Origin of the sequence: Hyalangium versicolor (assembly GCF_020103695.1) — a bacterium.
GTDB classification, from domain to species: Bacteria; Myxococcota; Myxococcia; order Myxococcales; family Myxococcaceae; genus Hyalangium; species Hyalangium versicolor.
Genome location: NZ_JAHXBF010000021.1, coordinates 160,729 through 180,947, shown reverse-complemented (window position 1 = coordinate 180,947; position 20,219 = coordinate 160,729). Strand labels below are relative to the sequence as shown.

Below are 20,219 nucleotides of genomic sequence, written 5' to 3'. Positions count from 1 at the left end.
TTTCAGGCCAGCCCAGCGGCGGTGAGCAGCACGTCGATGACCTTGATGCCGAGGAAGGGAACGATGACGCCGCCCACTCCGTAGATGAGCAGGCTGCGCCGCAGCAGCGCCGCAGCGCCCAGCGGCCGGTAGCGCACTCCCCGCAGTGCCAGCGGAATGAGCGCGATGATGATGAGCGCGTTGAAGATGACCGCGGACAGAATCGCGGAATAGGGCGACGTGAGCCCCATCACGTTGAGCGGAGCGATCTGCGGGAAAACGCCCATGAACAGCGCCGGGAGGATGGCGAAGTACTTCGCCACGTCGTTGGCGATGGAGAACGTGGTGAGCGTGCCGCGCGTCATGAGCAACTGCTTGCCCACCTCCACCACCTCCAGCAACTTGGTGGGGTTGGAGTCCAGGTCCACCATGTTCCCAGCCTCCTTGGCGGCCTGGGTGCCCGTGTTCATCGCCACGCCCACGTCCGCCTGAGCCAGCGCGGGCGCGTCGTTGGTGCCATCGCCCGTCATGGCCACCAGCTTCCCCTTGGCCTGCTCGGCGCGGATGAGCTCCATCTTCGCTTCCGGAGTCGCCTCGGCCAGGAAGTCGTCCACACCAGCCTCCTTGGCGATCGCCGCCGCGGTGCGTGGGTTGTCTCCGGTGATCATCACCGTGCGGATGCCCATCGCGCGGAAGCGATCGAAGCGCTCCTTGATGCCGCCCTTCACCACGTCCTTCAGGTGGACGATGCCCAGCACCCGAGCACCATCGGCCACCGCCAGGGGCGTGCCTCCCGCGTCACCGATGCGCCCGGCCACCTGCGTCACATCCGCAGGCACCGTGCCGCCCTGCGCCTGCACGTACTTGACGATGGCATCCACCGCGCCCTTGCGGATGCTGCGCGGCTGCGGATCCACCAGGTCGCAGCCGCTCATCCGCGTCTGCGCCGTGAAGGGCACGAAGGTGGCGTGGTGCGCCTGCAGCTCGCGCGGGCGCATCCGGTAGGTGTCCTTCACCAGCGTGACGATGGAGCGTCCCTCGGGCGTCTCATCCGCCAGGCTCGCGAGCTGCGAGGCCTCGGCCAGCTCCTCCAGCCGCACGCCCGGCATGGGCAGCAGCTCCGTGGCCATGCGGTTGCCCAGGGTGATGGTGCCCGTCTTGTCCAGCAGCAGCGTGTCCACGTCTCCCGCCGCCTCCACCGCGCGGCCGCTCATGGCCAATACGTTCTTGCGCAGCAACCGGTCCATTCCCGCGATGCCGATGGCGCTCAGCAGCCCGCCAATCGTCGTGGGGATGAGGCACACGAGCAGCGCCACCACCGCCGTGCCCGACAGTTTCACGCCCGAGTAAAGCGCCATCGGCACCAGCGTCACGCACGCCAGCAGGAAGATGATCGTCAGCCCCACCAGCAGGATGTGGAGAGCAATCTCATTGGGCGTCTTCTGCCGCGCGGCTCCCTCCACCAGGCCGATCATCCGATCCAGGAAGGACTCGCCCGGGTTGACGGAGATGCGCACCACGATGCGATCCGAGAGCACCTTCGTGCCGCCCGTCACCGCGGACCTGTCACCTCCGGACTCGCGGATGACGGGCGCGGACTCACCGGTGATGGCGGACTCGTCCACGCTGGCGATTCCCTCCACCACCTCGCCATCGCCCGGGATGATGTCCCCCACCTCGCAGACGACAAGGTCATCCTTGCGCAGCTGCGGAGCGGGCACGCGCTCCTCGCGCCCGTCCACGAGCCGGCGCGCGAAGGTGTCCTTGCGCATCTTCCGCAGCGAGTTCGCCTGGGCCTTGCCGCGGCCCTCGGCGACGGCCTCAGCGAAGTTGGCGAAGAGGACGGTGAACCAGAGCCAGAGTGTCACCCCCACGGTGAACCACACCGGAGCCGCATCCGGCCTCGGCGAAACGATGTCCTGAACCAGCAACACCGTGGTGAGCAGACTGCCCGCCCACACCACGAACATGACCGGGTTGCGGGCCACGTCTCGCGGGTGCAGCTTGCGCAAGCTGTCCCGGACGGCCTGCTTGAGGAGCGCCGGCTCGAAGAGCGACGCCTGCTTCGAAGAGGCAGAGGAGGACATGTCAGTAGACCTTTCCGGCCCCGGCGAGGAAGTGCTCGACGATGGGACCGAGCGAGAGAGCAGGGAAGAACGTGAGCGCGCCGACGATGACGACGACGCTCACCAGCAGGCCGGTGAAGAGCGTGCTGTTGGTGGGGAAGGTGCCCGGGCCCGCCGGCACCACCTTCTTGCCCACCATGGAGCCCGCGATGCCCAGCGCGGGGATGATCATCAGGAAGCGGCCCGCCAGCATGGTGAGGCCCAGGCTGATGTTCCAGAAGGGCGTGTTGGCGTTGAGGCCCGCGAAGGCACTGCCGTTGTTCCCCGCGCCACTCGTGTACGCGTAGAGGATCTCCGACAGGCCATGCGGCCCCGCGTTGTTGAGCGAGGAGGTGCCCTGGGGAAGGACGACCGCCACCGCGCTCAGCCCGAGGATGACCAGCGGGAAGATGAGCACGTACAGCACGGCGAGCTTCATCTCCTTCGCTTCGATCTTCTTGCCGAGGTACTCGGGGGTACGGCCCACCATGAGGCCCGCGATGAAGACGGAGAGGACGACCATCACCAGGATGCCGTAGAGCCCCGCGCCCACACCGCCGAAGATGACCTCGCCCAGCTGGATGTTCACCAGCGGCACCAGGCCGCCCAACGCGTTGAAGCTGTCATGCATGGCGTTGACGGCGCCACACGAGGCATCCGTGGTGACGGTGGCGAACAGCGCCGATGCGGGCAGTCCGAAGCGCACCTCCTTGCCCTCCATGTTGCCCACCTGCGCCACCTGCGCCGAGGCCACGGCGGCGTTGTCCGCAGACTCCGCCGCGTAGGCCGCCGCCACTCCCACGAAGAACAGCAGGCTCATCGCCGCGAAGAGGGCCCAGCCCTGCTTCGTGTCCGACGCCATCCTCCCGTACGTGTACGTGAGCGCGGCGGGGATGGCGAAGATGGAGAGCATCTGCACCAGGTTGGTGAGCGGAGTGGGGTTCTCGAAGGGGTGGGCGCTGTTGGCGTTGAAGAAGCCACCGCCGTTGGTGCCCAGCATCTTGATGGCCTCCTGCGAGGCCACCGGTCCCATGGCGAGCGTCTGCTTCGCTCCCTCCAGCGTCGTCAGCTCGCGGTAGGGCGCGAAGTTCTGCAGCACGCCCTGCGACACGAGGAAGAGCGCGTAGACGACACAGAGCGGCAGCAGCACGTAGAGCAGCCCTCGGATGAGGTCCACCCAGAAGTTGCCCAACGTCTTCTGCCCCTCGGGCCCGGGGCGCCGGGTGAAGCCGCGCGCCAGCGCCAGCGCCACGCCGAGGCCCGCCGCTGCCGAGGTGAAGTTGTGCCACGCCAGCCCCACCATCTGGCTGAGGTAGCTCATCGTCGACTCGCCCGCGTAGGACTGCCAGTTGGTGTTCGTGGTGAAGCTGGCCGCGGTGTTGAACGCCAGCTCGGGCCCCACCGCGGGGAACGCCTGCGGGTTGAGCGGCAGCACGTGCTGGAGCCGCAGGATGACGTAGGTGATGAGCAGGCTCACCCCGCTGAAGGCCAGCAGCGCGACCGCGTACTGCCTCCACGTCTGCTCGCGCTTCGGATCCACGCCGCACAGGCGCAGCAGCACGCGCTCCACGGGCCCGAGCACGCGGGGCAGCGGCTGCGTGGGCCCCTCGAAGACATGGAAAAGGTAGGCGCCCAGCGGCTTCGTCAGCGCGAGCACGAGCGCGAAGAACAAGAGAATCTGCAACCAACCGATGAGAGTCATGGCGGGTCCCTAGAACCGCTCCGGGCGGAGCAGGGCGTAGACGAGGTAGGCGGTGAGCAGCACCGAGAGCACGGCGCCTGCGGCGTATTCGAAGGTCATGAGGGTCTCCTGATCAGAGGCGCTCACAGCCGTGGGTGTAGGCCCACGAGAGCGCGAAGAAGCCAACGGTCACCAACACGAGGACGAGATCCATGGAGGGCTCCTAGAAGTAGACGGTGGCTCCGGCCACCACGAGGGTCTGGGAAGGCTTGAGCTCAGGAGCGCCCTCATCCGTGGTGGCGCGGCCGGCGAAGACATCCTGGGTGGAGTGGTCCTGCCGCGCCTCCAACTTGAGGGTGAGGTGTTCAGCGGGCCTCACCTCGAGCGTGAGGGTGCCCTCGACCAGTGTCTGCGCGGCGCCGGAGATGAGCCCATCCCGGTCCTTATAGAGCTCACCGCGCGCGGCGACGGCCACCGTCCCGGACAGCTGCATCCGGGCGGTGAGGCCAGCGGCGTACCAGAGCGCAGCGTCCGAATCCGGACGCTGCTGCGTGCCCACGTCCGCGGTGGCACCCAGGCTGAACGCCTCCGTCACCTTGTAGGTAACCACCCCGTCGCCGAAGAGGCGCAGCCCGTCACTGTCCTCGCTGCCCTCCTCGCCGATGAAGGTGTTGAACGAAGCCGAGAGCCGCTCGCCCGAGTACGCCACCTGCGTGCCCAGCGCCTTGCCGTGGTTGTTCTCGCCAATGGTCTGCCAGCCGTTGATCAGGTGGAGCTGCACGCTCCACGCATCGCTGAACCGCCAGGTGCCCTTGAGGCCCGACTGGTAGTACGGCGACAGCTCACCCATCCACGAGCGCGTGTACGTCCAGTTGAGCTGGGACTGGAGGGACTCGAAGCCGATGTGGCTCGGGTAAACGCCGGCCTCCACGGTGAGCGGGCCATGCGCGAACGACAGTGAGGCCTGCTGCACGTAGCGCCACACGTCAGGGCCCACGGCGGTGCCCGCGGGCTCGGCCAGGTGCAGCACCTCCATCCCGGTGCCGTAACCGAGTAGGAGCCGGAAGCCCACGGGCACCGGATCCATGCTCACGCCCAACGTGGCGAGGTTCACGGAGAACTCGTTGTGGCGCTTGGCGGTGGTGCCGGTGCCGGGAATGAAGTTGGCCGAGTCCCGCGGCCGGTTGAAGTTGAAGCCGTAGTACGCGTCCACCCCGCCCTCGACCTTCAGGCGGGTGACGAGCCCCTCGGGGGCGCTCGGTGCGGCAGGCTCGGTCTGCGAGAGCAGCAGGCTGGCCAGCAGGGAAGAGAGTTCAGCGGCGGGCATGAGGCGAGAGAAGTCCTTTCGCCCTCTCTCAAAGCACCCGCCGTACCGGGGCCCGGCCCTCGCTGGCCCAACAGTTCCGACGGGTTGGAAGCCCACCTCCCCCCTCGGCATTGCAATCTGCACGAATGCGACAGGCCGGGTCGTGCGCCCTGAAAGGTACCTCGCGCGGACCGCCGGTCCGGGGCTCAGCGGCTCGGCCGGTAGAAGCCGTCGAGTTGCTGACGGCAGTCGGCCTGGCACTCCGGGAAGTCCGAGAGGAAGCGGGCCTGGTCCCGGCATCGGGAGGTCAGCGCTGAATCGACTCCTTCACGGCAGAGGAGCTGGAAGCTCTTCCATGTCTCCTGGAAGACGGCCGCTCGGGTCTGGGGGTTCATCTGCTCGACCGCCCGGCGCTCGGAGATGAGGCCCCAGGTGATGAGGGCGATCAGCAACAAGACCAGCAGGCCTCCGAGCAGGAGGATCGGCCGCGTCGGAAAGGGATCGGAGGGTGCTGGCGCCCCCTCGGTGCGTGAGTGGGACTGCGGAGCCTGGGTCGATGAGGTGGTCATGCGCATGAGCTTGGTGACTGCAAGTCACGCGCCCACTCCGCGAGCCCCTCTGCCCAACCCCCCTCGCCTGCTCAGGGCTCGGGCGCTCCGCCTCCCGCCTCGGGCGCCGGATCCCAGCCGTAGAAGCGCTTCATCTCCTCATAGAGGTCCGGTGTCTGCTCCTTCATCTGCCGGGGCTTCTCGAAGAAGGACTCGGTGGCCACGGCGAAGAACTCGGCCTCGTTCTGCGCGCCGTAGTCGTCCAGCACCTTGCGCTCCCGGGGCTGGCCCTGGCGGAGGGCCTGGAAGTGCTCGTCCATCACCGAGGCCCACGCCCGATAGTGTGAGTACTGCCTCAGCCGAGGCGTTCCATCGAAGGCTCCGTCGGCGCGGTCGAGCACGTGGGCGAACTCGTGCGCCGCCGTATCGTGACCGTCCTGGGGATTGTGGAGCCCCGTCAGCACCGCCTGCCACGAGAGGATGACCTGGCCCCAGTTCTTCGCCTCGCCGAGCACGATGCCCGTGCGCTCCGGCAGCTTGAAGGCTCCGGGGTAGACGATGATCTCGCGAAGCCTGTCGTAGTACGCGAGGTCCAGATACAGCACGAGTTGCACCGCCGTGGCGCTCACCACCACGCGAACCTCATCGGTGATGACGAACCCGTTGGCGCCGATGAACTCCTTCTCCCAGACGAAGACCTTGAGCAGCTCCAGGAAGCGCTCGCGAAGTTCGGGAGCCAACGTCCGATAGAAGGGCACGTGGGCCTCGAGGTGGCCGAGCCACTCGGGAGGGACCGGGAGGCGCATCAGCCGGCGGCGCCGAAGCCAACGGAGGGGACCAGCCATCGTCGCGTCAGCTTGCCACCCCCTGCTGGCTGTCACCAACGATGGCACCCAGGATGACCCATTGGGACGGGCTGACGTACACCTACCGATAGGGTAGGCTCGCCCCAGGCTCGACGTCGGGCCCTTCTCACCCTGAGGCATTCGATGGGGATTCTTCGCGTACCGGATCAACATCCCTCCGCTCTCCCTTCAGGCACGCTGGTCGGAAATTGGCGGTTGGTCGGCAGGCGAGGCCTGGGCGTCTACGGCGCCGTGTACTGCGCTGTGAAGCTGGGGCAGGAGCAGGCTGGGCTGGTGGCCGTGAAGCTCGCCGTGCATGAGGGCGATCTTCGCTTCCAACGCGAGGTGGAGTTGCTGTCTCGCGCACGCCATCCGAGCATCCCTCGGCTCTTGGACCACGGGGAGTGGAGATCCCCGGCAGGACGCGTCTACCCGTACATCGTGATGGAGTGGGTCGAGGGCCAGACGCTGTACGAGTGGTCCGCCGAGCACAACCCTTCCACGCGCCAGGTGGTCCGGGTGTTGGCGCAGGTGGCTCGGGCGCTCGAGGCCACCCATGCGGCAGGGGGCGTCCACCGCGACGTGAAGGGAGACAACGTCCGGGTCCGCGAGGGTGACGGGAAGGCGTTCCTGTTGGACTTCGGAGCGGGACGGCACATGGGGGCTTCGCAGCTCACGTGGGACACGCTGCCCCCAGGAACTCCCTCGTACCGTAGCCCCGAGGCGTGGCGTTCCATCTTGGACTCGGGCCAGCTGGCCAACGGGCACTACACGGCCCGATCGACGGATGATCTCTTCGCGCTCGGGGTGATGGCCTACCGGTTGGTGACAGAGGAGTATCCGCCGTCGCTGGAGCCTCGGGACGACGATGAGGGGCGTTGGTACGTCCCCGTCTTCAGTCCGCGACCGCCACGGGAGCGCAATGCGCGGGTGGATTCGCGGCTCAGCGCAATCATCCTGCGAATGCTCTCGGAGAACCCTGAGGCTCGTGGCAGCGCGCGAGAGCTGGCGGAAGCGCTGGAGCAACTGGCGGAGCAGGCAGGGCCGGAAGGGGAGGAACCTCTCTTCGAGTGGGAGACACGGGAGGCCAGCGAGCGCTCCACCGAGGACGCCTTCGAGGAGGCGCCGCTGGGCTACCCCCGGCGGCGCAGAGTCGTCGAGGTGGTGCGAGAGGCAGAGCAGCGCGACGCCAGGGCGAGAGCAGCGGCGACCCGTTTCGAGACGGAGAAGCAGTCCCGACAGCACTCCGTCACCCCACTCCTGTGGGTGGGCTTGGTGGGTCTGCTGATGTTGATGCTGGTCATCACCGCGCAACGCAAGGCCCCACGGGAGTTGAGGTACGTGCCCTCGGAGGCGAGCGTTGAAGCCAGCGATGGTGGTGCAGCCGATGCTGGTACGGCAGGAGTCGGTGAAACGGCTCTGACTTCCGTGGTCGCAATAATTCAGCCGATCCCGAGCGGAGGAGGGATCCGTCTGGAGATCCCCCCCCAGCCGCTCCCAGGGCAACGAATCGCCCCCTGCGGTAGAGGTGAGCGAGAGATCCAGGGAGGGTGTTGGGTCAAGCTGGATGCTCAGGCACCCGAGTGCGGGGACTACGCCTACGTCTGGAAGGGCGGCTGCTACATACCCACGTCAGCCCCCCAGCGTCCCTCCACCTCGGATGAGCGCTGACTGGTATGACCAGCATACCAGTTGGTTCGAACCGCTCCCGGAAGGGCCCTTCATCCCCATGCTCACGACCCTCGCCGTCACCCTCTCCGTGCTCCTCTCTGCGGACACGGCCAATGCTGATCCCTGCAACGGGCATGTCGAGGTACACCGGGCTTGGCGCTTCCACGGAGGCTCCACGATCGAGCCCTCACCCCAGGCCGAGCTGGTGGCCATCGACTTCACTCACCGAGACTTGTCGCGCATCTACGCCGATCTGCGGGACGACCAGGACAAGCCCCTGCGGACCGACTTCCATTGGGTGCGCCTCGACGCGAAAGGTGCTCCCCTCGACCGCTTCTTCGAGTCTTACGGAGATGAGACGCTCACGCGCCGGATGGCACTCGTGGCCGCCGTGCCGAAGGGAACCCAGAAGTTGACCCTCGTGATCCGTGACGTCTGCTCCGTGCCGGTGACCCTCCAGGACAAGGGTCCCGAATGGCCGCCGCTCCCCGAGCACTCTCTCCTCTGGTGGACGATTCAAGGCGATGACGCCATCGCACTGGTGCGCACACGCTGGGTGCTCGACGGTGAGGATCCGTCCTTCCGGGTACGCCGGGGGAACGGGTACCTCAACTCTGCCGGCTTCGTCGCCGTCGACTCCAAGGGCCAACGCCTCGCCCCCGGCTCGTCGAAGGAGCGCTTCTTCCTCATCCGCTACTCCCTCGTGGAGTGGAAACGGAAGGTGCCCGAGCCACCCGATGAATGGCCCTGCAATGAGAAGTGGTGCCCCCTCCCAGCCCCCGTGAAAAAGACCCTCTCGGAGGAGCTCATGCGAGCCCTCGTGCGCAGCGAGGGCGTGGCGATCGAGTCCGGCGACGACGCTCAGCGTGCCTTCGCCCTCCACCCCAAGCCATGATCGGGAGTCACGCAGGCTCGACGATGCCGCGCGCGCCGCTCAGGTTCCCGTGACGGTCGCACCCTGGGTGCCGCTCTGGCTCCCGTTCGACACGGAGAGCGTCACCGTTCCGACCTGCTGCACCTTGAAATAGAAGGCACTGGCCGCCTCGGCGGAGGACAGCTCTACCGCACCGATGGCCGAGTCTGTGCAATCTGCACGCGTGTGGAAGGTCAGCCCTGCCGCTGCTGCCCCCGTCGCCGTGAGCGCGAAGGTTGTCGCTGTAGGCCTGGACAGATTGCCCTTCGCGTCCTGGCTCTGCACCACCACCTGCCCCGAGCACACACCCACCGCTACCACGCGAGGCGGCGTCAGGAACCCGACCCGGGCCGGCGCCCCCGCCACCACGTCCACGTCGAACGTCGCCCCCGGCTGCGTCGCCGGGTTGTAGCCCGCTCCGGTGATCGTGTTGGAGTAGATGAGGTTGCCACCTCCGAGATCCGCGATGGCCGCCTGATACGGGTACCCGTTCGTCACCGCGTTGTTCCGCAGCGTGTTGCCGCTCACCCGGATGCCCGTGGACGTCGCGGGACCGCTCCCATCCGCCTCCGCCTGATCCAGGTAGATGCCCACGTCGTTCGCCGTCAGCTTGTTGCTCTCGACGACCGCACCCTGCACCAACGCGATGCCGAAGTACGGCCCTCCCGCCACCAGCAACCCCGCGGCCACATCGCTGCTCCCCGTATACGAGTGGCCGGAGATCTCGTTCTCCGTCACCTGCCCGGTCGCGCCATCGCTGAGCTGCACGCCATTCTGCGCGATGTGCCCCACCGGCCCCGCCCCCGTCACCGTGTTGCCATTCACCGTAGCGTTCACGCGCCCGGCCACCAGGATTCCTCCCTTCTGGTAGCCACTCACGAAGTTGCGGAGGAGTTGCACCTGAACCGGCCCCGATGCGCTGCGCACCTCGATGGCGTGTCCCTCCTGGCAGCCTCGCGGCGTACCCTCCGCATTGCCGTCCGCCGGCTGATTCCGATGGATGTTCAGCACCTCGCTGTCCTCCACGGACCCGGACGCCCCCTGCAGCAGGATGCCGCGCAGCCGATCATCTCCCCCGTCACACGGTCCGTCCTTCACCAACCCCTGCGCCCTCACCCGCAGGTTGCGCACATGCATCGTCGCGCCACGGTTGCGCACGATGGCGCCGACGAAGTGCCCTCCCGCCGGGTCCACAGCCGTGAGGGTGTGCGCCGTCCCATCGATCGTCAGCCCGTCCGGAATGAACACCGGCGTGTCCGTGGTGCAGTCCGCCTGCAATGTGAGCAACGGCTGTTCGAGCCGGGCGCTGCACGGCGTGTAGCCACACACAGGCCCGTTCCAGTTCACCGGCTGCAACACCCGGATGCTGAATCCCCGCGAGTTGGAGATCGTCGCCACGATCGTCGGCGTCACCCCAGCCGGCACACAGGACAGCGCCGTCCAAGGCACCTCGCTCGTGTTCCCCGTCTGCGCGGCGACACCCACGATGCCCGTGTTCGCCGTCCAGCTGAACGTCAGCGGACCTCCCTCGGGGTCCTCGGCCGACACACTCACCCGCAGCAATTCCCCGGGAATGGCGCTCAGCACCGTGGCTGCGGCACCTCGGACCCGAGGCGCCAGCTCGCTGCAGCTCTCCGGCCATGTGCAGGGGCGCATATCCACTTCCTCCTCGGGCAGATGCAGCTTCACGGGGAGGACCTCCTCTCCACAGCCCACCCCAGCCAGCACCCACAGCCCGACCCACAACGTCAGGCGCCTCGCGTGTCCCTGAATCATCTCTCGTGCCCTCCGGATCAGCTCCGGCCTGGAGCCACGGTATCGGCACGATGCTACGCGTCGAAAACCGCCTCCTTCCACCGTTGTCAGAGGTTTGACTTCCCCCTGCCCGGATGCCAGAGCCTCCTTCATGCGAGTTCTCGTCACCGGCAGCTCGGGTCAGCTCGGCGTGGAGGTGTGCAGACAACTCTCGGAGGCGCACACCGTGACGGGTCTCGACGTCGCCCCCGGCCCCTTCACCCAGGTGATCGGCCCCGTCGAGGACCGAACGCTCGTCTTCGAACAGGTCTCCCGCGTGGAGGCCGTCGTCCACGTCGCCTCGCTGCACGCGCCCCATCGGGACAGGCTCCCGAAGTCGCGCTTCGTCGACGTGAACGTGCAGGGCGCGCTCCACCTGCTCGAGGCCGCCGTCGCGCATGGGTGCCGGCGCTTCATCTACACCAGCACCACCTCCATCTATGGACAGGCCATGGAGCCGAGCAGTCCTTCCGCGGTCTGGGTGACGGAGGAGCTTACGCCCGAGCCTCGCGACATCTACGACGTCACCAAGCTCGCCGCCGAACAGCTCTGCCGCCTCATCCACCACGAGCACCAGCTGCCCGTCGTCATCCTGCGCACCTCGCGCTTCTACCCACAGTCCTCGGAGGAGCTCGCCATCCACCGGCTCCACCGCGGACTGGACGTGCGCGACTGCGCCTGGGCACACCGGCTGGCGCTCGAATCGCCCGTGCCCTTCGGGCTCTACAACATCTCCGCGCGCTCACCCTTCCAACGCGAGGACCTGGAGGAGTTGTGGAGCGACGCCGCCCGCGTCATCCGCCGCCGGGCGCCCGAGGTGGCCGAGCTGCTCGCCCGGCGCTCCATCCCACTGCCCTCGCGCCTGGACCGCGTCTACGTCATCTCTCGTGCGGAGGCGGAGCTGGGTTTCCACCCCCGCTTCAACGCGCTCGAGTTCCTCCGGGGCGAGTGAGCCCCGGATCAGCGAACCGCGGCCAGCTGGTGGCTGCTGCTGGGCCGCGAGACGAAGCTGCGCCGCTTCGCGTCCCGATCCGACAACAGCGCCATCAGCGCCTGCATCCGCGTCTCGTGCTGGTTCACGGGGTGGCCGTGGAGCACGCCGCTGGTGCTGAGGAACATCCGCGTCATCTCGTCGCCGCCGTAGCTGCACGCGCGCTGGGTGTAGCGCTCCAGCACCTCGCGCCGCGCCTGGCCGAACAGCCGGCCCGCGGTGAACGTCACCTCGAGCCCGTCCAGGTCGATCAGCAGATCCACCTTGCGGCCAAAGGGAGACAGCTTCTCCTCGATGTCCGCCTTCCACACCTGCACATCGTAGGCGCTCACCAGCAGGTAGCGGGTGAAGCGCAGGTGCACCACGTCGTTATGCGGGTCGTACTCAACAGCCATCCTCCCGGACATTGCTTTCTCCTCGATTCCTCAGCCCCAGAGAGGGACCAACCCGCACATCACTGAAAGACCGGTTTCCACAAGAGAGCCTGACATACTTGCTGTAACGGCAATTCCTGATTCGAAGGTTTAACTCGTTTTCGTGGTCCGATCAACAGGTACTGACGGCCCCCCCTCTGCTGAGCAGATCGGGGCATAGTGTGCGCCTCCATGTCCCCGCGTTGGGCGCTGCTCGTGCTGGTGGGGCTCTCGGGCTGCGCGGCACTGTCCCTGCCTCCGAACAAGCCGCTGGCGCGGCCCGTGCTCTTCCGGGGCGCCTATGAGGAGTTCCCGAGCGGGCTGCGCCTGGTGGTGCATGAGGATCCGCAGGCCTCACGGGTGACGGTGGAGGTCTCCTACCGCGCGGGCGCCACGGAGGAGCCGCCGGGCAAGGAAGGGCTGGCCCACCTGGTCGAGCACCTCACCTTCGTGGCCCGGCCGGGGGATTCACGGGCGCCTCGGCGCTCCAGTCAGCTGCTGGCCTCGGGGGCCGAGTCCAACGCCTTCACCTCCCATGATGGGACGGACTACTTCTCCGCCACACCGCCAGAGCAGCTCGCTCAACTGGTGGTGCTGGAAGCGGGGCGGCTGCGAGCGCCATTGGAGAACGTCTCCGAAGAGGACTTCCGGGTGGCGCGGGACGTGGTGGTGGCGGAGCTGCGCCAGCGCTACGAGACGGGGCCGGAGGGCGCGCAGCAGCGGTGGCTGCACGAGAAGCTGCTCACAGGCAGCGTGTACGGGCGCCCGTCGGGTGGAACGCCCGAGTCCCTCCAGCGCCTCACCCTGGAGGACGCGCGGGCCTTCGTGAAGGCGCACTACACGCCAGCCCACGTGGTGGTGGTGGTGTCCGGCCCGCTGTCCTCGGACGAGGTGCTGAGTACGGTGAGGGCGGGCTTCGCGGAGCTCACCGAGCCGGGGAAGACCGGGCCCACGCCTCCGGTGCAGCGCGTGCCTCCGCCCTTTCCGCCCGAGTCCCCGCCGCACGCGCCCATGGTGGTGCTGAACGGCCCGGTCGAGTACCCGTATCTGTGGTTGGCGTGGACGCTGCCAGGGCTGTACTCGGGCCAGCTTCCCCAGGCGCTTGCCGCACAGGGCCTGGCGCAGGGCCGGCTGAGCTCCCGGCTCGCCTGGGAGGACGAGGCGCACCAACTCTCCGTGTCCCTGGAGGTCATGGATGGCGTCGCGCTGCTCATCGTCCGCATCGAGTTCCTGAAGGCGGAGGACGCCGAGGAGGTGGCGCGCTTCGCGCGGGGGCAGCTCTCCGGGCTGATGGTGAACCCGCAAGCGATCGGCGGGCTCACGGCGAGCGCTCAAGCCATGCTGCTCACGCAGGCCTTCTCGAGCCTGGAACAGTTCCCCGTACGAGAGGCGACCCAATTCCTGCGCGCCACCGGGCAGGCGGACTACGTCACGGGCTGGCCGAAGCAGATCCGCGAGGCCCTCTCCACGGACATGGGCCACTACCTCCACCAGTACCTGCGGCGCGAGCGTGCGCGGATGCTGCTGGTGCTGCCAGAGCCGAGCGGCTCGAAGCGCACCGTCGTCGGAGAGCGCTTCGCACCGCTGGCCGGTTCGGAGGACTTCGGGGACACGGAGCAGCTCCTCTCGCCGGGAACACCCGGCGTCCTCCAGGTGGCGCGCCCTCCGGGCCTGGACAAGGCCGAGCGCTTCACCCTGGAGAACGGCCTGCAGGTGGTGGCCCTGCGGCGGGGCATCATGCCGCTGGTGGAGGCCCGCCTGTGGGTGCACGCGCAGACTCCTGGTACCGAGGGCAACACGCTGGCGCTCTCACGCATGGGGCTCCACGGCTCGTACGTGTCGGCGTCGAAGGCCTGGTTCCACGGTCCGAAGGTGGGCGCGCGCACCAGCCTCCAGCTCCGGGACGAGGGCCAGCCGGTGCTCTCCGTGGCGGCGCCCTCGGGCAACCTGATCCACGTGCTGATGGACATGCAGCAGTGGGTGGGCGACGCGGAGGTGGAGCGGCGCCCCTTCGACTACGTCCACGACTGGCAGGTGCGGCAGCTGGAGCAGGAGTCCTCGCGATCCGACACCCGCGCCGAGCAGGCGTTCCTCGCCCGGCTCTTCCCGGGGCACCCCTATGGCCTGGCCCCCAGCGTGGAAGAGGCTCGGACGATCATCACCTCGCAGGCGAACGCCTGGGTGAAGGCGCAACTGACCCCGAACCACACCACCCTCTTCCTCGTGGGAGACCTGCCTCCGACGCCGAAGCTGCGCTCGCAGATCGCCGAGATGCTGGGAGGCTGGGGCGGCAAGGGCCCGCCGCTGACGCCTCCGCCCACGCCCGCGCCTCCGAGGCAGCGCGCGGTGGTGCTGGTGGATCGCCCCGGAGCCTCGCAGGCGGAGCTGCAGGTGGGGCTGCGCTGGCCCGAGCTGTCGGAGCGCGAGGACGCCACGGCCAACACCCTGGAGTGGCTGCTGGAGCACCGCCTGGATCAGCAGCTCCGCGAGCGCCTGGGCATCACCTACGGCGTGCGTGTGACACACGAGGCCCGGTCGCGCGCCTCGGCCTTGCGGATCCGCGTGGCGGTGGAGCGGAGCGCAGCGGCGGGCGCGGTGGAGCAGCTCCTCGCGGAGCTGGGCACGCTCGAGGCGGAGCCGCTGCCCCGCGAGGTGGTGGAGCGCGCACGCTGGCAGGTGGCCCGCGGCTATGATTTGCGCTTCCAGACCTCGGCGCTGGTGGCGGAGCGCCTGCTGGAGCTGGAGCGCCTGGGCCGTCCACCCGACTACTGGGAGAAGTATCCGGAGGCCCTCGCGGCGGTGACTCCGGAGACGGTGCAGGCGTTGGTGAAGCGGCTCAGCCTGGGCGCGGAGGTGGTGGTCATCCTCGGGGACGCGGCGGCGCTGCGGCCCCAGCTCGAGGGCGCGGGCTTCCAAGTGCAGGTGCTGGACAGGCCGGCCCCCGTAGAACACTGAGCCAGGGCGCGCGACAGCGGCCTCACGAGACACGGTTGGGAGGACATGTGGAGGAGCAAGGCACGGGGAAGGGTTCCGCGAGCGGCGAGGGCCAACGGACGGTGGAGTGCGCCGATGCGCTGGAGTGGCTGTCCGCGCGCGAGACGCTGGCGGGCAGCTCCGTCATCACCTCGTTGCCGGACGTGTCCGAGTTCCCCGCGCTCTCGCTGGCCGAGTGGAAGCAGTGGTTCATCCGCGCGGCGGCGCGCGTCATGGCGAAGGTGCCCACCGAGGGCGTGGCCATCTTCTACCAGACGGACGTGAAGAAGACCGGAGCGTGGGTGGACAAGGGCTACCTGATCAGCCGCGCCGCGGAAGAGGCCGGCTGCGAGACGCTCTGGCACAAGGTGGTGTGCCGCACGGCGCCTGGGACGGTGACGTTCGGCCGGCCGGCGTACTCGCACCTGCTGTGCTTCTCACGAGGCGTGCGCGTGGAGCTGAGCCGGGCCACACCCGACGTGCTCCCTCACGCCGGAGAGGTGACGTGGACGCGAGGCATGGGCACGCAGGCCTGTCTCACCGCGTGCCGCTTCATCCTCGAGCACACCGCCACGCGCACGGTGGTGGATCCGTTCTGCGGCCACGGCACGGTGCTCGCGGTGGCCAATGCGCTCGGGCTGGACGCGGTGGGCGTGGAGCTCAGCCGCAAGCGCGCGAAGAAGGCACGTGCACTCCGGGTCGTATTTGACTCCGGTACACTCCGCCTCTCCTCCTCCACGGACCCGGAGTCCGCGGACGAGCCTTGAGGGCTCGCTCCAATTGTTGGCTCTCCTGCTTTGGGGAGGGGCAGTGCTGACCCGCGAGCGATTGGGTAGCCAGAGCTGCCCCCTGGACAACACTTCCAAGCCCCAGGTGGTTTGACGCCTGCTTGCAGTTTCATGTCTCATTCATGTGTCAGGGAGCCCTGTTTCAAAGGGTATGGAAGCGCGTGCGGTGCAACAGCTGGAGCCGGGGGGGCACCAGCATGAAACCTCGAGACATCGACATCTTTTCCGTCGGGCACCACGGTGACGTGGTGACTCGAGAGCATTGCCCTGTCGTTGCACTCCCTCTCATCCCTCCCATTGAAAACGAGGACACCCGGAATGAACGACGGCAGCGAGCAGCACGGCATCGTCCAGCTCTCCCTCTCCTCCGCGCTGGGGGAATACCTCGAGCGGGTTCGCCAGCTGGGCGCCGTGGAGGGAGTCGACGGTGCCATCGAGCTCAGTCCCAGCCTCCAGCCCGTCCTGGAGGCCATGCACCATGTCCTCGCCGGTGGAGAGGTAGAGGTACGTGTCGTCCGAGATGGACAGCAGGACATCTTCCAGGAGCTACAGCGGCGCGCGACCCACGCCACGGAGCAGACCAACGCGCTCAACCAGGGGCCGGGGAAGGTGGTCGTCACCGCGGTATGAGCCCGCTCTCCTCGCTGAGCGGCACCGTCCGCTCCTCCTTCCGCCGCTGGGTCAACGCCCAGAACGTCCCCGAGGTGCTGACCGCCAGCAGCGTGGGGCCGTGGCTGGCGCTCATCGTCCTGGTGCTGCTGGTGCTGGCGGCCGCCACGTGGGCGCCATATGCCCGGCAGTTCTTCGCCCTGCCCGTGGGCACCGCGCTGCTGTGCTTCCTGCCCGCCCTGGTGGACTTCGCCTTCGCGCTGCTGCACCACAAGCGCCAACACGTGGAGACGTGGGGCTGGTGGATGTCGCTCATCGGCACCACGGGCGTGCAGTTCTTCGTCGCCAGCCTCATGGCGCTCTCCGCGCCGCAGGGCGCGCCCGTGTTCGCCGGCTTCTTCCTCTTCACCGCCGGCTTCCACGGCCGGCTCTTCCGGGTGACGCCGCGCACGCCCTTCCTCGCGGTGGGCACCACGCTGGCGCTGGCGGCGGCCGCCCTGCTCTTCGCCCGCGCGGAGCACGCCGCCCTCTTCGCCATCACCGCGCCCACGGCCCTCATGGCCGAGCTCTACCTGGGCACCTTCGCCGTCCAGCACGACCGCACCGCCGCGGAGGCCGAGCGGCTGCGCGCCGCCATCCAGGCGCGGATGCTCGCCCAGCAGGAACGGGACGTGGGCCGCATGTCCCAGGCCCTCACGGACATCATCAGCCACACCGAGGACATGCGCGAGGCACTGCTGTCCGCCGGCACCATCGCGGATCTGCTCACCGCCCTGCTCGCCCGAGGCGGCGGCCCGGGCCGCGCGGAGCAGGAGAAGCTCGTGCGCAGGCTCCATCTGGACCTCTCGCACCTGCGCGACCGGGCGGGGGACATCCTCCAGAAGGGCCGCCGTCATATCGGCAGTGATCCGGAAGTGGTGGACCTGGTGCCCGTGCTGGACTCGGTGCGCGAGAGCGTGGGCCTGCGCTTCCCCGAGGTGGACATCGCTGTTCAGGTGAACCGGAGTGAGCCCCTTCGCGCATGGGTGCGCGGAGGTGTCACGACGCTGCGGCGAGTCATCGAGAACCTGGTGACCAATGCCTGTGAGGGTGACGGCTTGCGCGCGGCCGGAGCCGTGCGCATCTCGGCTCGCACCGAGCCGTTGAGTGGGAGGCTGGAGATGATCATCGCGGACGATGGTCCAGGTTTCTCCCCGGAGCGGCTGGCTTCGCCCATCCAGGAACTGTCCACCACCAAGCCCCAGAGCACGGGGCTGGGGCTGTACACCTGCGAATGTTTGATCCGCGCCAGCGGCGGCATCCTCGAGCGCCAGAACGCGAGCGAGGGGGGAGCCGTCCTGCGTGTCCTTCTTCCCCGGGAGCTGCACTCATGAGCGGTGGCGCCATCTATCAGGAAGCGCTGCGGGTGCTGCGGCGGCTGGGGCTGCCCGAAGCCGCGGAGCGGGATGTCGTGGCCGCCCTGGAGGCCGCCCAGCCAGGCCCCCTGGCCCTGCTGTACGAAGCCGGCATGGAGGCAGGGTTGGCACGCGAGACGCTGCTGATTCGCGGCGCGGGCATCTTCCTCAGCTTCGCGGCGGGCAACCTCGCGGACGATCTCAGCGACGGCGACTGCACCTACTACGCCCACCCGCTCCGGGTAGGGCCCTACGTGCAATTCCTCCTGCAGAACCTGGCCTGGTCCACGCTGGCCCGGGCGCAGGTGCCCGAGGAGGTGCTGGCGGAGGCGGCTCGGGGGCTGGCGGAGGCGGCGGGGCCCCAGGCCCTGGAAGTCAGGACGCAGGCGTGGACGGCGCCCCTCTTCCGGCGCGTGGCCGAAGGGTTGGCGGGGCAGCAATGGGCGTCGTACCTGCGCCTGCTGTGGGCGGGAACGCCGCTGGCGGATCGCTCGGTGGCGGGGCACGGGCTGGGCATCGCGGCCCACGTCGCCGAGGACATCCGCTCGAGGGATCCGCGGTTCTTCAGCATGCCGGAGGCGGACCAGCGCGAGGTGGTGCGCTGGGCTCGGGCGGGGATGGATGGCGTGCGGCGCCAGAGGCTTCGCTGCCTGGATGCGGCGCTCAGGCGCATTGATCCGATTCTTCCGGAGGTCGTGCCATGAGGATCGAGCCGTTGCGAGAGGCCACCCCACGCAATGAGGTGGCCGCGTACTACGATGCCAAGACGGAGGGCATCCTGCGCCGCTACGGCCCCGGCCCTCGCGTGCACTATCACACCGGCATGGTGGACGAGACGCCTCCGCCGGGCCTGGCCTCCGAGGCCCTGAAGGTCCTCATCCACGAGTCCCAGGAGGTGCTGCTGCGCGAGCTGGCGCAAGCGTTGGGCTCGCAGCTGCGGGGCCGCGAGGTGCTGGACGTGGGCTGCGGGCTCGGAGGCGGCTCGCTGTACTGGGCCTCCGTTCACGGGGCGCGCGTCACCGCCGTCACCATCTCTCCCGAGCACATCGCCCATGTCCGGCGCTTCGCCTCCATGGTGGGCGTGGGAGAGCGCGTCAATCCCCTGCTGTGCGACGCGCTGGACGTCCCAGACCAGGAGCGCTTCGAGCTCGTGGTGGCGGTGGAGAGCTCGTGCTACCTGCCGCGACGCGCGTGGTTCCGCAAGGTGCGCCACCTGCTGCGACCCGGTGGCGTCCTGGCCATCGCGGACTGCTTCCTCGGCCGGCCGGAGCTGGCGATGCCGTTCGATCGCTACTGGCGCACGCACATCGGCTCGGTGGAGGAGTACTTCCGCTCGGCGACCGCGGAGGGCCTGGAGCTGGAGCTGCACCAGGATCTCTCCGGGCGCGCGGTGAACTTCTGGACGTTGACGTTGGACTTGATGGCGCGGGAGCACGAGTCGGCGCTGCGCAGCGGCCAGCCCTCCATGGGCCGGAGCGAGTCCCAGCGCGAGCACCTGCGCCTCCAGCAGGCATTCCTCGATGGGGGCCTCCACTACGGGATGATGGTGCTGCGGCGCGCGGATTGAGCGCCCAGCACCAGGAGAATCAGCGCTCGCCTCCTCGCCTGCCCTCGGAGCATGGGGGAGTTCCAGTCGCCGTGGACGATGCCTTCCGGGCTGATCGACCCAAGCCTTGAAGCCACATCGAACCACGGAGATGGTCATGAACTTCAAGCGAATGATGGTGTTGGGCGCGATGGCTTCGGCGCTGGCGTTCACCGGTTGCCAGGACCGGCGCGCGGATGAAGTGAGGCCTGTGGACCAGACGCAGGGCACGGGTGGCTCCGGCAACGTGGACTCCACGATTCCGGGCAGCAGCAACACGATGGGCGGCGTGCGCCAGGACGAGCGCCCGGGAACGGAGCTGGGAGGATCGAGTGGAAGCTCGATCGATGACACCCGCGGCACCGGTGGCTCCGGCATGGTGAACGATCAGGCGGCTCCGGCTCCCCTCGATCAGAGCGGCACCCTGAATGATCAGAAGAGCCCGGACTCCCTGGACCAGAGCGGCACCGGTGGCTCCGGGATGATCGAGGACCAGGGCAGCACGCTGGACCAGAGCGGCGTGGGTGGCTCGGGCACGACCAAGTCCGGCAAGAAGGGGACCACGGGCGCCGGTGATGCGGGCACCCCCAGCGACGCGGGCATGTAGCACCCATTGAAGTGTGC

General features: G+C 68.5%; 18 protein-coding genes. 10 read left to right on the top strand and 8 right to left on the bottom strand.

The annotated features are described in order from the left end of the window. Positions 1 to 2: 2 nt before the first annotated feature. The 6 genes from kdpB to KY501_RS37090 all read right to left on the bottom strand — a co-directional run bounded on the left by kdpB (position 3) and on the right by KY501_RS37090 (position 6,464). Positions 3 to 2,066, bottom strand: a complete 2,064-nt coding sequence (kdpB, locus tag KY501_RS37115) for a potassium-transporting ATPase subunit KdpB (protein ID WP_224368608.1) — start codon at positions 2,064 to 2,066, stop codon at positions 3 to 5. A 1-nt stretch (position 2,067) separates the two neighbouring features. Then, positions 2,068 to 3,786, bottom strand: coding sequence for a potassium-transporting ATPase subunit KdpA (gene kdpA / locus KY501_RS37110; protein WP_224368607.1), 1,719 nt, complete (start codon positions 3,784 to 3,786; stop codon positions 2,068 to 2,070). Positions 3,787 to 3,795: 9 nt separating this feature from the next. Then, a complete protein-coding gene (gene kdpF, locus KY501_RS37105; RefSeq protein WP_044189148.1) occupies positions 3,796 to 3,885 on the bottom strand; it encodes a K(+)-transporting ATPase subunit F in 90 nt (29 codons plus the stop codon). A 103-nt stretch (positions 3,886 to 3,988) separates the two neighbouring features. Then, positions 3,989 to 5,092, bottom strand: a complete 1,104-nt coding sequence (locus KY501_RS37100; protein WP_224368606.1) for a porin — start codon at positions 5,090 to 5,092, stop codon at positions 3,989 to 3,991. A gap of 185 nt (positions 5,093 to 5,277) precedes the next feature. Beyond that, complete coding sequence (locus tag KY501_RS37095) at positions 5,278 to 5,640, bottom strand: hypothetical protein (protein ID WP_224368605.1); 363 nt, start codon at positions 5,638 to 5,640, stop codon at positions 5,278 to 5,280. A gap of 71 nt (positions 5,641 to 5,711) precedes the next feature. Then, entirely contained in the window at positions 5,712 to 6,464 is a 753-nt protein-coding gene (locus tag KY501_RS37090) for a M90 family metallopeptidase (RefSeq protein ID WP_224368604.1), read from the bottom strand. 216 nt (positions 6,465 to 6,680) lie between these two features. Between KY501_RS37090 and KY501_RS37085 the strand changes: the two genes are divergently transcribed. Further along, entirely contained in the window at positions 6,681 to 8,135 is a 1,455-nt protein-coding gene (locus KY501_RS37085) for a serine/threonine-protein kinase (RefSeq protein ID WP_224368603.1), read from the top strand. Between the two features lie 58 nt (positions 8,136 to 8,193). Next, a complete protein-coding gene (locus KY501_RS37080) occupies positions 8,194 to 9,030 on the top strand; it encodes a hypothetical protein (protein ID WP_224368602.1) in 837 nt (278 codons plus the stop codon). Between the two features lie 39 nt (positions 9,031 to 9,069). Here the strand turns inward: KY501_RS37080 and KY501_RS37075 are convergent, their stop codons facing one another. Continuing rightward, the gene (locus KY501_RS37075) at positions 9,070 to 10,824 is read right to left on the bottom strand and encodes a right-handed parallel beta-helix repeat-containing protein (protein WP_224368601.1); all 1,755 of its coding nucleotides are present in this window, start codon (positions 10,822 to 10,824) and stop codon (positions 9,070 to 9,072) included. Between the two features lie 130 nt (positions 10,825 to 10,954). Between KY501_RS37075 and KY501_RS37070 the strand changes: the two genes are divergently transcribed. Next, a complete protein-coding gene (locus KY501_RS37070) occupies positions 10,955 to 11,794 on the top strand; it encodes an NAD-dependent epimerase/dehydratase family protein (protein ID WP_224368600.1) in 840 nt (279 codons plus the stop codon). A gap of 8 nt (positions 11,795 to 11,802) precedes the next feature. Here the strand turns inward: KY501_RS37070 and KY501_RS37065 are convergent, their stop codons facing one another. Then, positions 11,803 to 12,240: a hypothetical protein gene (locus KY501_RS37065; RefSeq protein WP_224368599.1), complete on the bottom strand. Its 438-nt coding sequence runs from the start codon at positions 12,238 to 12,240 to the stop codon at positions 11,803 to 11,805. A gap of 198 nt (positions 12,241 to 12,438) precedes the next feature. Here KY501_RS37065 and KY501_RS53755 point away from each other — a divergent pair, with 198 nt between their 5' ends. From KY501_RS53755 to KY501_RS37025, 7 genes are all read left to right on the top strand, one after another. Beyond that, positions 12,439 to 15,201, top strand: a complete 2,763-nt coding sequence (locus tag KY501_RS53755) for a M16 family metallopeptidase (protein ID WP_304608685.1) — start codon at positions 12,439 to 12,441, stop codon at positions 15,199 to 15,201. A gap of 47 nt (positions 15,202 to 15,248) precedes the next feature. Next, positions 15,249 to 15,986 carry a DNA methyltransferase gene (locus KY501_RS37050; RefSeq protein ID WP_224368598.1) on the top strand — a complete coding sequence of 246 codons (738 nt, stop codon included), beginning with the start codon at positions 15,249 to 15,251 and terminating at the stop codon, positions 15,984 to 15,986. 339 nt (positions 15,987 to 16,325) lie between these two features. Further along, positions 16,326 to 16,637, top strand: a complete 312-nt coding sequence (locus KY501_RS37045) for a hypothetical protein (RefSeq protein ID WP_224368597.1) — start codon at positions 16,326 to 16,328, stop codon at positions 16,635 to 16,637. Beyond that, positions 16,634 to 17,989, top strand: a complete 1,356-nt coding sequence (locus KY501_RS37040; RefSeq protein ID WP_224368596.1) for a sensor histidine kinase — start codon at positions 16,634 to 16,636, stop codon at positions 17,987 to 17,989. The genes KY501_RS37045 and KY501_RS37040 overlap by 4 nt, the downstream gene beginning before the upstream one ends. Next, positions 17,986 to 18,714 (top strand): hypothetical protein, encoded by a 729-nt coding sequence (locus KY501_RS37035; RefSeq protein WP_224368595.1) that lies wholly within the window; start codon positions 17,986 to 17,988, stop codon positions 18,712 to 18,714. Before KY501_RS37040 ends, KY501_RS37035 begins: the two co-directional genes overlap by 4 nt. Next, a complete protein-coding gene (locus tag KY501_RS37030; protein ID WP_224368594.1) occupies positions 18,711 to 19,577 on the top strand; it encodes an SAM-dependent methyltransferase in 867 nt (288 codons plus the stop codon). Before KY501_RS37035 ends, KY501_RS37030 begins: the two co-directional genes overlap by 4 nt. Positions 19,578 to 19,713: 136 nt before the next feature. After that, the gene (locus KY501_RS37025; protein WP_224368593.1) at positions 19,714 to 20,202 is read left to right on the top strand and encodes a hypothetical protein; all 489 of its coding nucleotides are present in this window, start codon (positions 19,714 to 19,716) and stop codon (positions 20,200 to 20,202) included. The last annotated feature ends 17 nt before the right edge of the window (positions 20,203 to 20,219 follow it).

Excerpts from the sequence above, each read along its gene's own strand:
- kdpB (WP_224368608.1), bottom strand. The coding sequence starts at position 2,066 with ATGTCCTCCTCTGCCTCTTCGAAGCAGGCGTCGCTCTTCGAGCCGGCG.
- kdpA (WP_224368607.1), bottom strand. The coding sequence starts at position 3,786 with ATGACTCTCATCGGTTGGTTGCAGATTCTCTTGTTCTTCGCGCTCGTG.
- kdpF (WP_044189148.1), bottom strand. The coding sequence starts at position 3,885 with ATGACCTTCGAATACGCCGCAGGCGCCGTGCTCTCGGTGCTGCTCACC.
- KY501_RS37100 (WP_224368606.1), bottom strand. The coding sequence starts at position 5,092 with ATGCCCGCCGCTGAACTCTCTTCCCTGCTGGCCAGCCTGCTGCTCTCG.
- KY501_RS37095 (WP_224368605.1), bottom strand. The coding sequence starts at position 5,640 with ATGACCACCTCATCGACCCAGGCTCCGCAGTCCCACTCACGCACCGAG.
- KY501_RS37090 (WP_224368604.1), bottom strand. The coding sequence starts at position 6,464 with ATGGCTGGTCCCCTCCGTTGGCTTCGGCGCCGCCGGCTGATGCGCCTC.
- KY501_RS37080 (WP_224368602.1), top strand. The coding sequence starts at position 8,194 with ATGCTCACGACCCTCGCCGTCACCCTCTCCGTGCTCCTCTCTGCGGAC.
- KY501_RS37075 (WP_224368601.1), bottom strand. The coding sequence starts at position 10,824 with ATGATTCAGGGACACGCGAGGCGCCTGACGTTGTGGGTCGGGCTGTGG.
- KY501_RS37070 (WP_224368600.1), top strand. The coding sequence starts at position 10,955 with ATGCGAGTTCTCGTCACCGGCAGCTCGGGTCAGCTCGGCGTGGAGGTG.
- KY501_RS37065 (WP_224368599.1), bottom strand. The coding sequence starts at position 12,240 with ATGTCCGGGAGGATGGCTGTTGAGTACGACCCGCATAACGACGTGGTG.
- KY501_RS53755 (WP_304608685.1), top strand. The coding sequence starts at position 12,439 with ATGTCCCCGCGTTGGGCGCTGCTCGTGCTGGTGGGGCTCTCGGGCTGC.
- KY501_RS37045 (WP_224368597.1), top strand. The coding sequence starts at position 16,326 with ATGAACGACGGCAGCGAGCAGCACGGCATCGTCCAGCTCTCCCTCTCC.
- KY501_RS37040 (WP_224368596.1), top strand. The coding sequence starts at position 16,634 with ATGAGCCCGCTCTCCTCGCTGAGCGGCACCGTCCGCTCCTCCTTCCGC.
- KY501_RS37035 (WP_224368595.1), top strand. The coding sequence starts at position 17,986 with ATGAGCGGTGGCGCCATCTATCAGGAAGCGCTGCGGGTGCTGCGGCGG.
- KY501_RS37030 (WP_224368594.1), top strand. The coding sequence starts at position 18,711 with ATGAGGATCGAGCCGTTGCGAGAGGCCACCCCACGCAATGAGGTGGCC.
- KY501_RS37025 (WP_224368593.1), top strand. The coding sequence starts at position 19,714 with ATGAACTTCAAGCGAATGATGGTGTTGGGCGCGATGGCTTCGGCGCTG.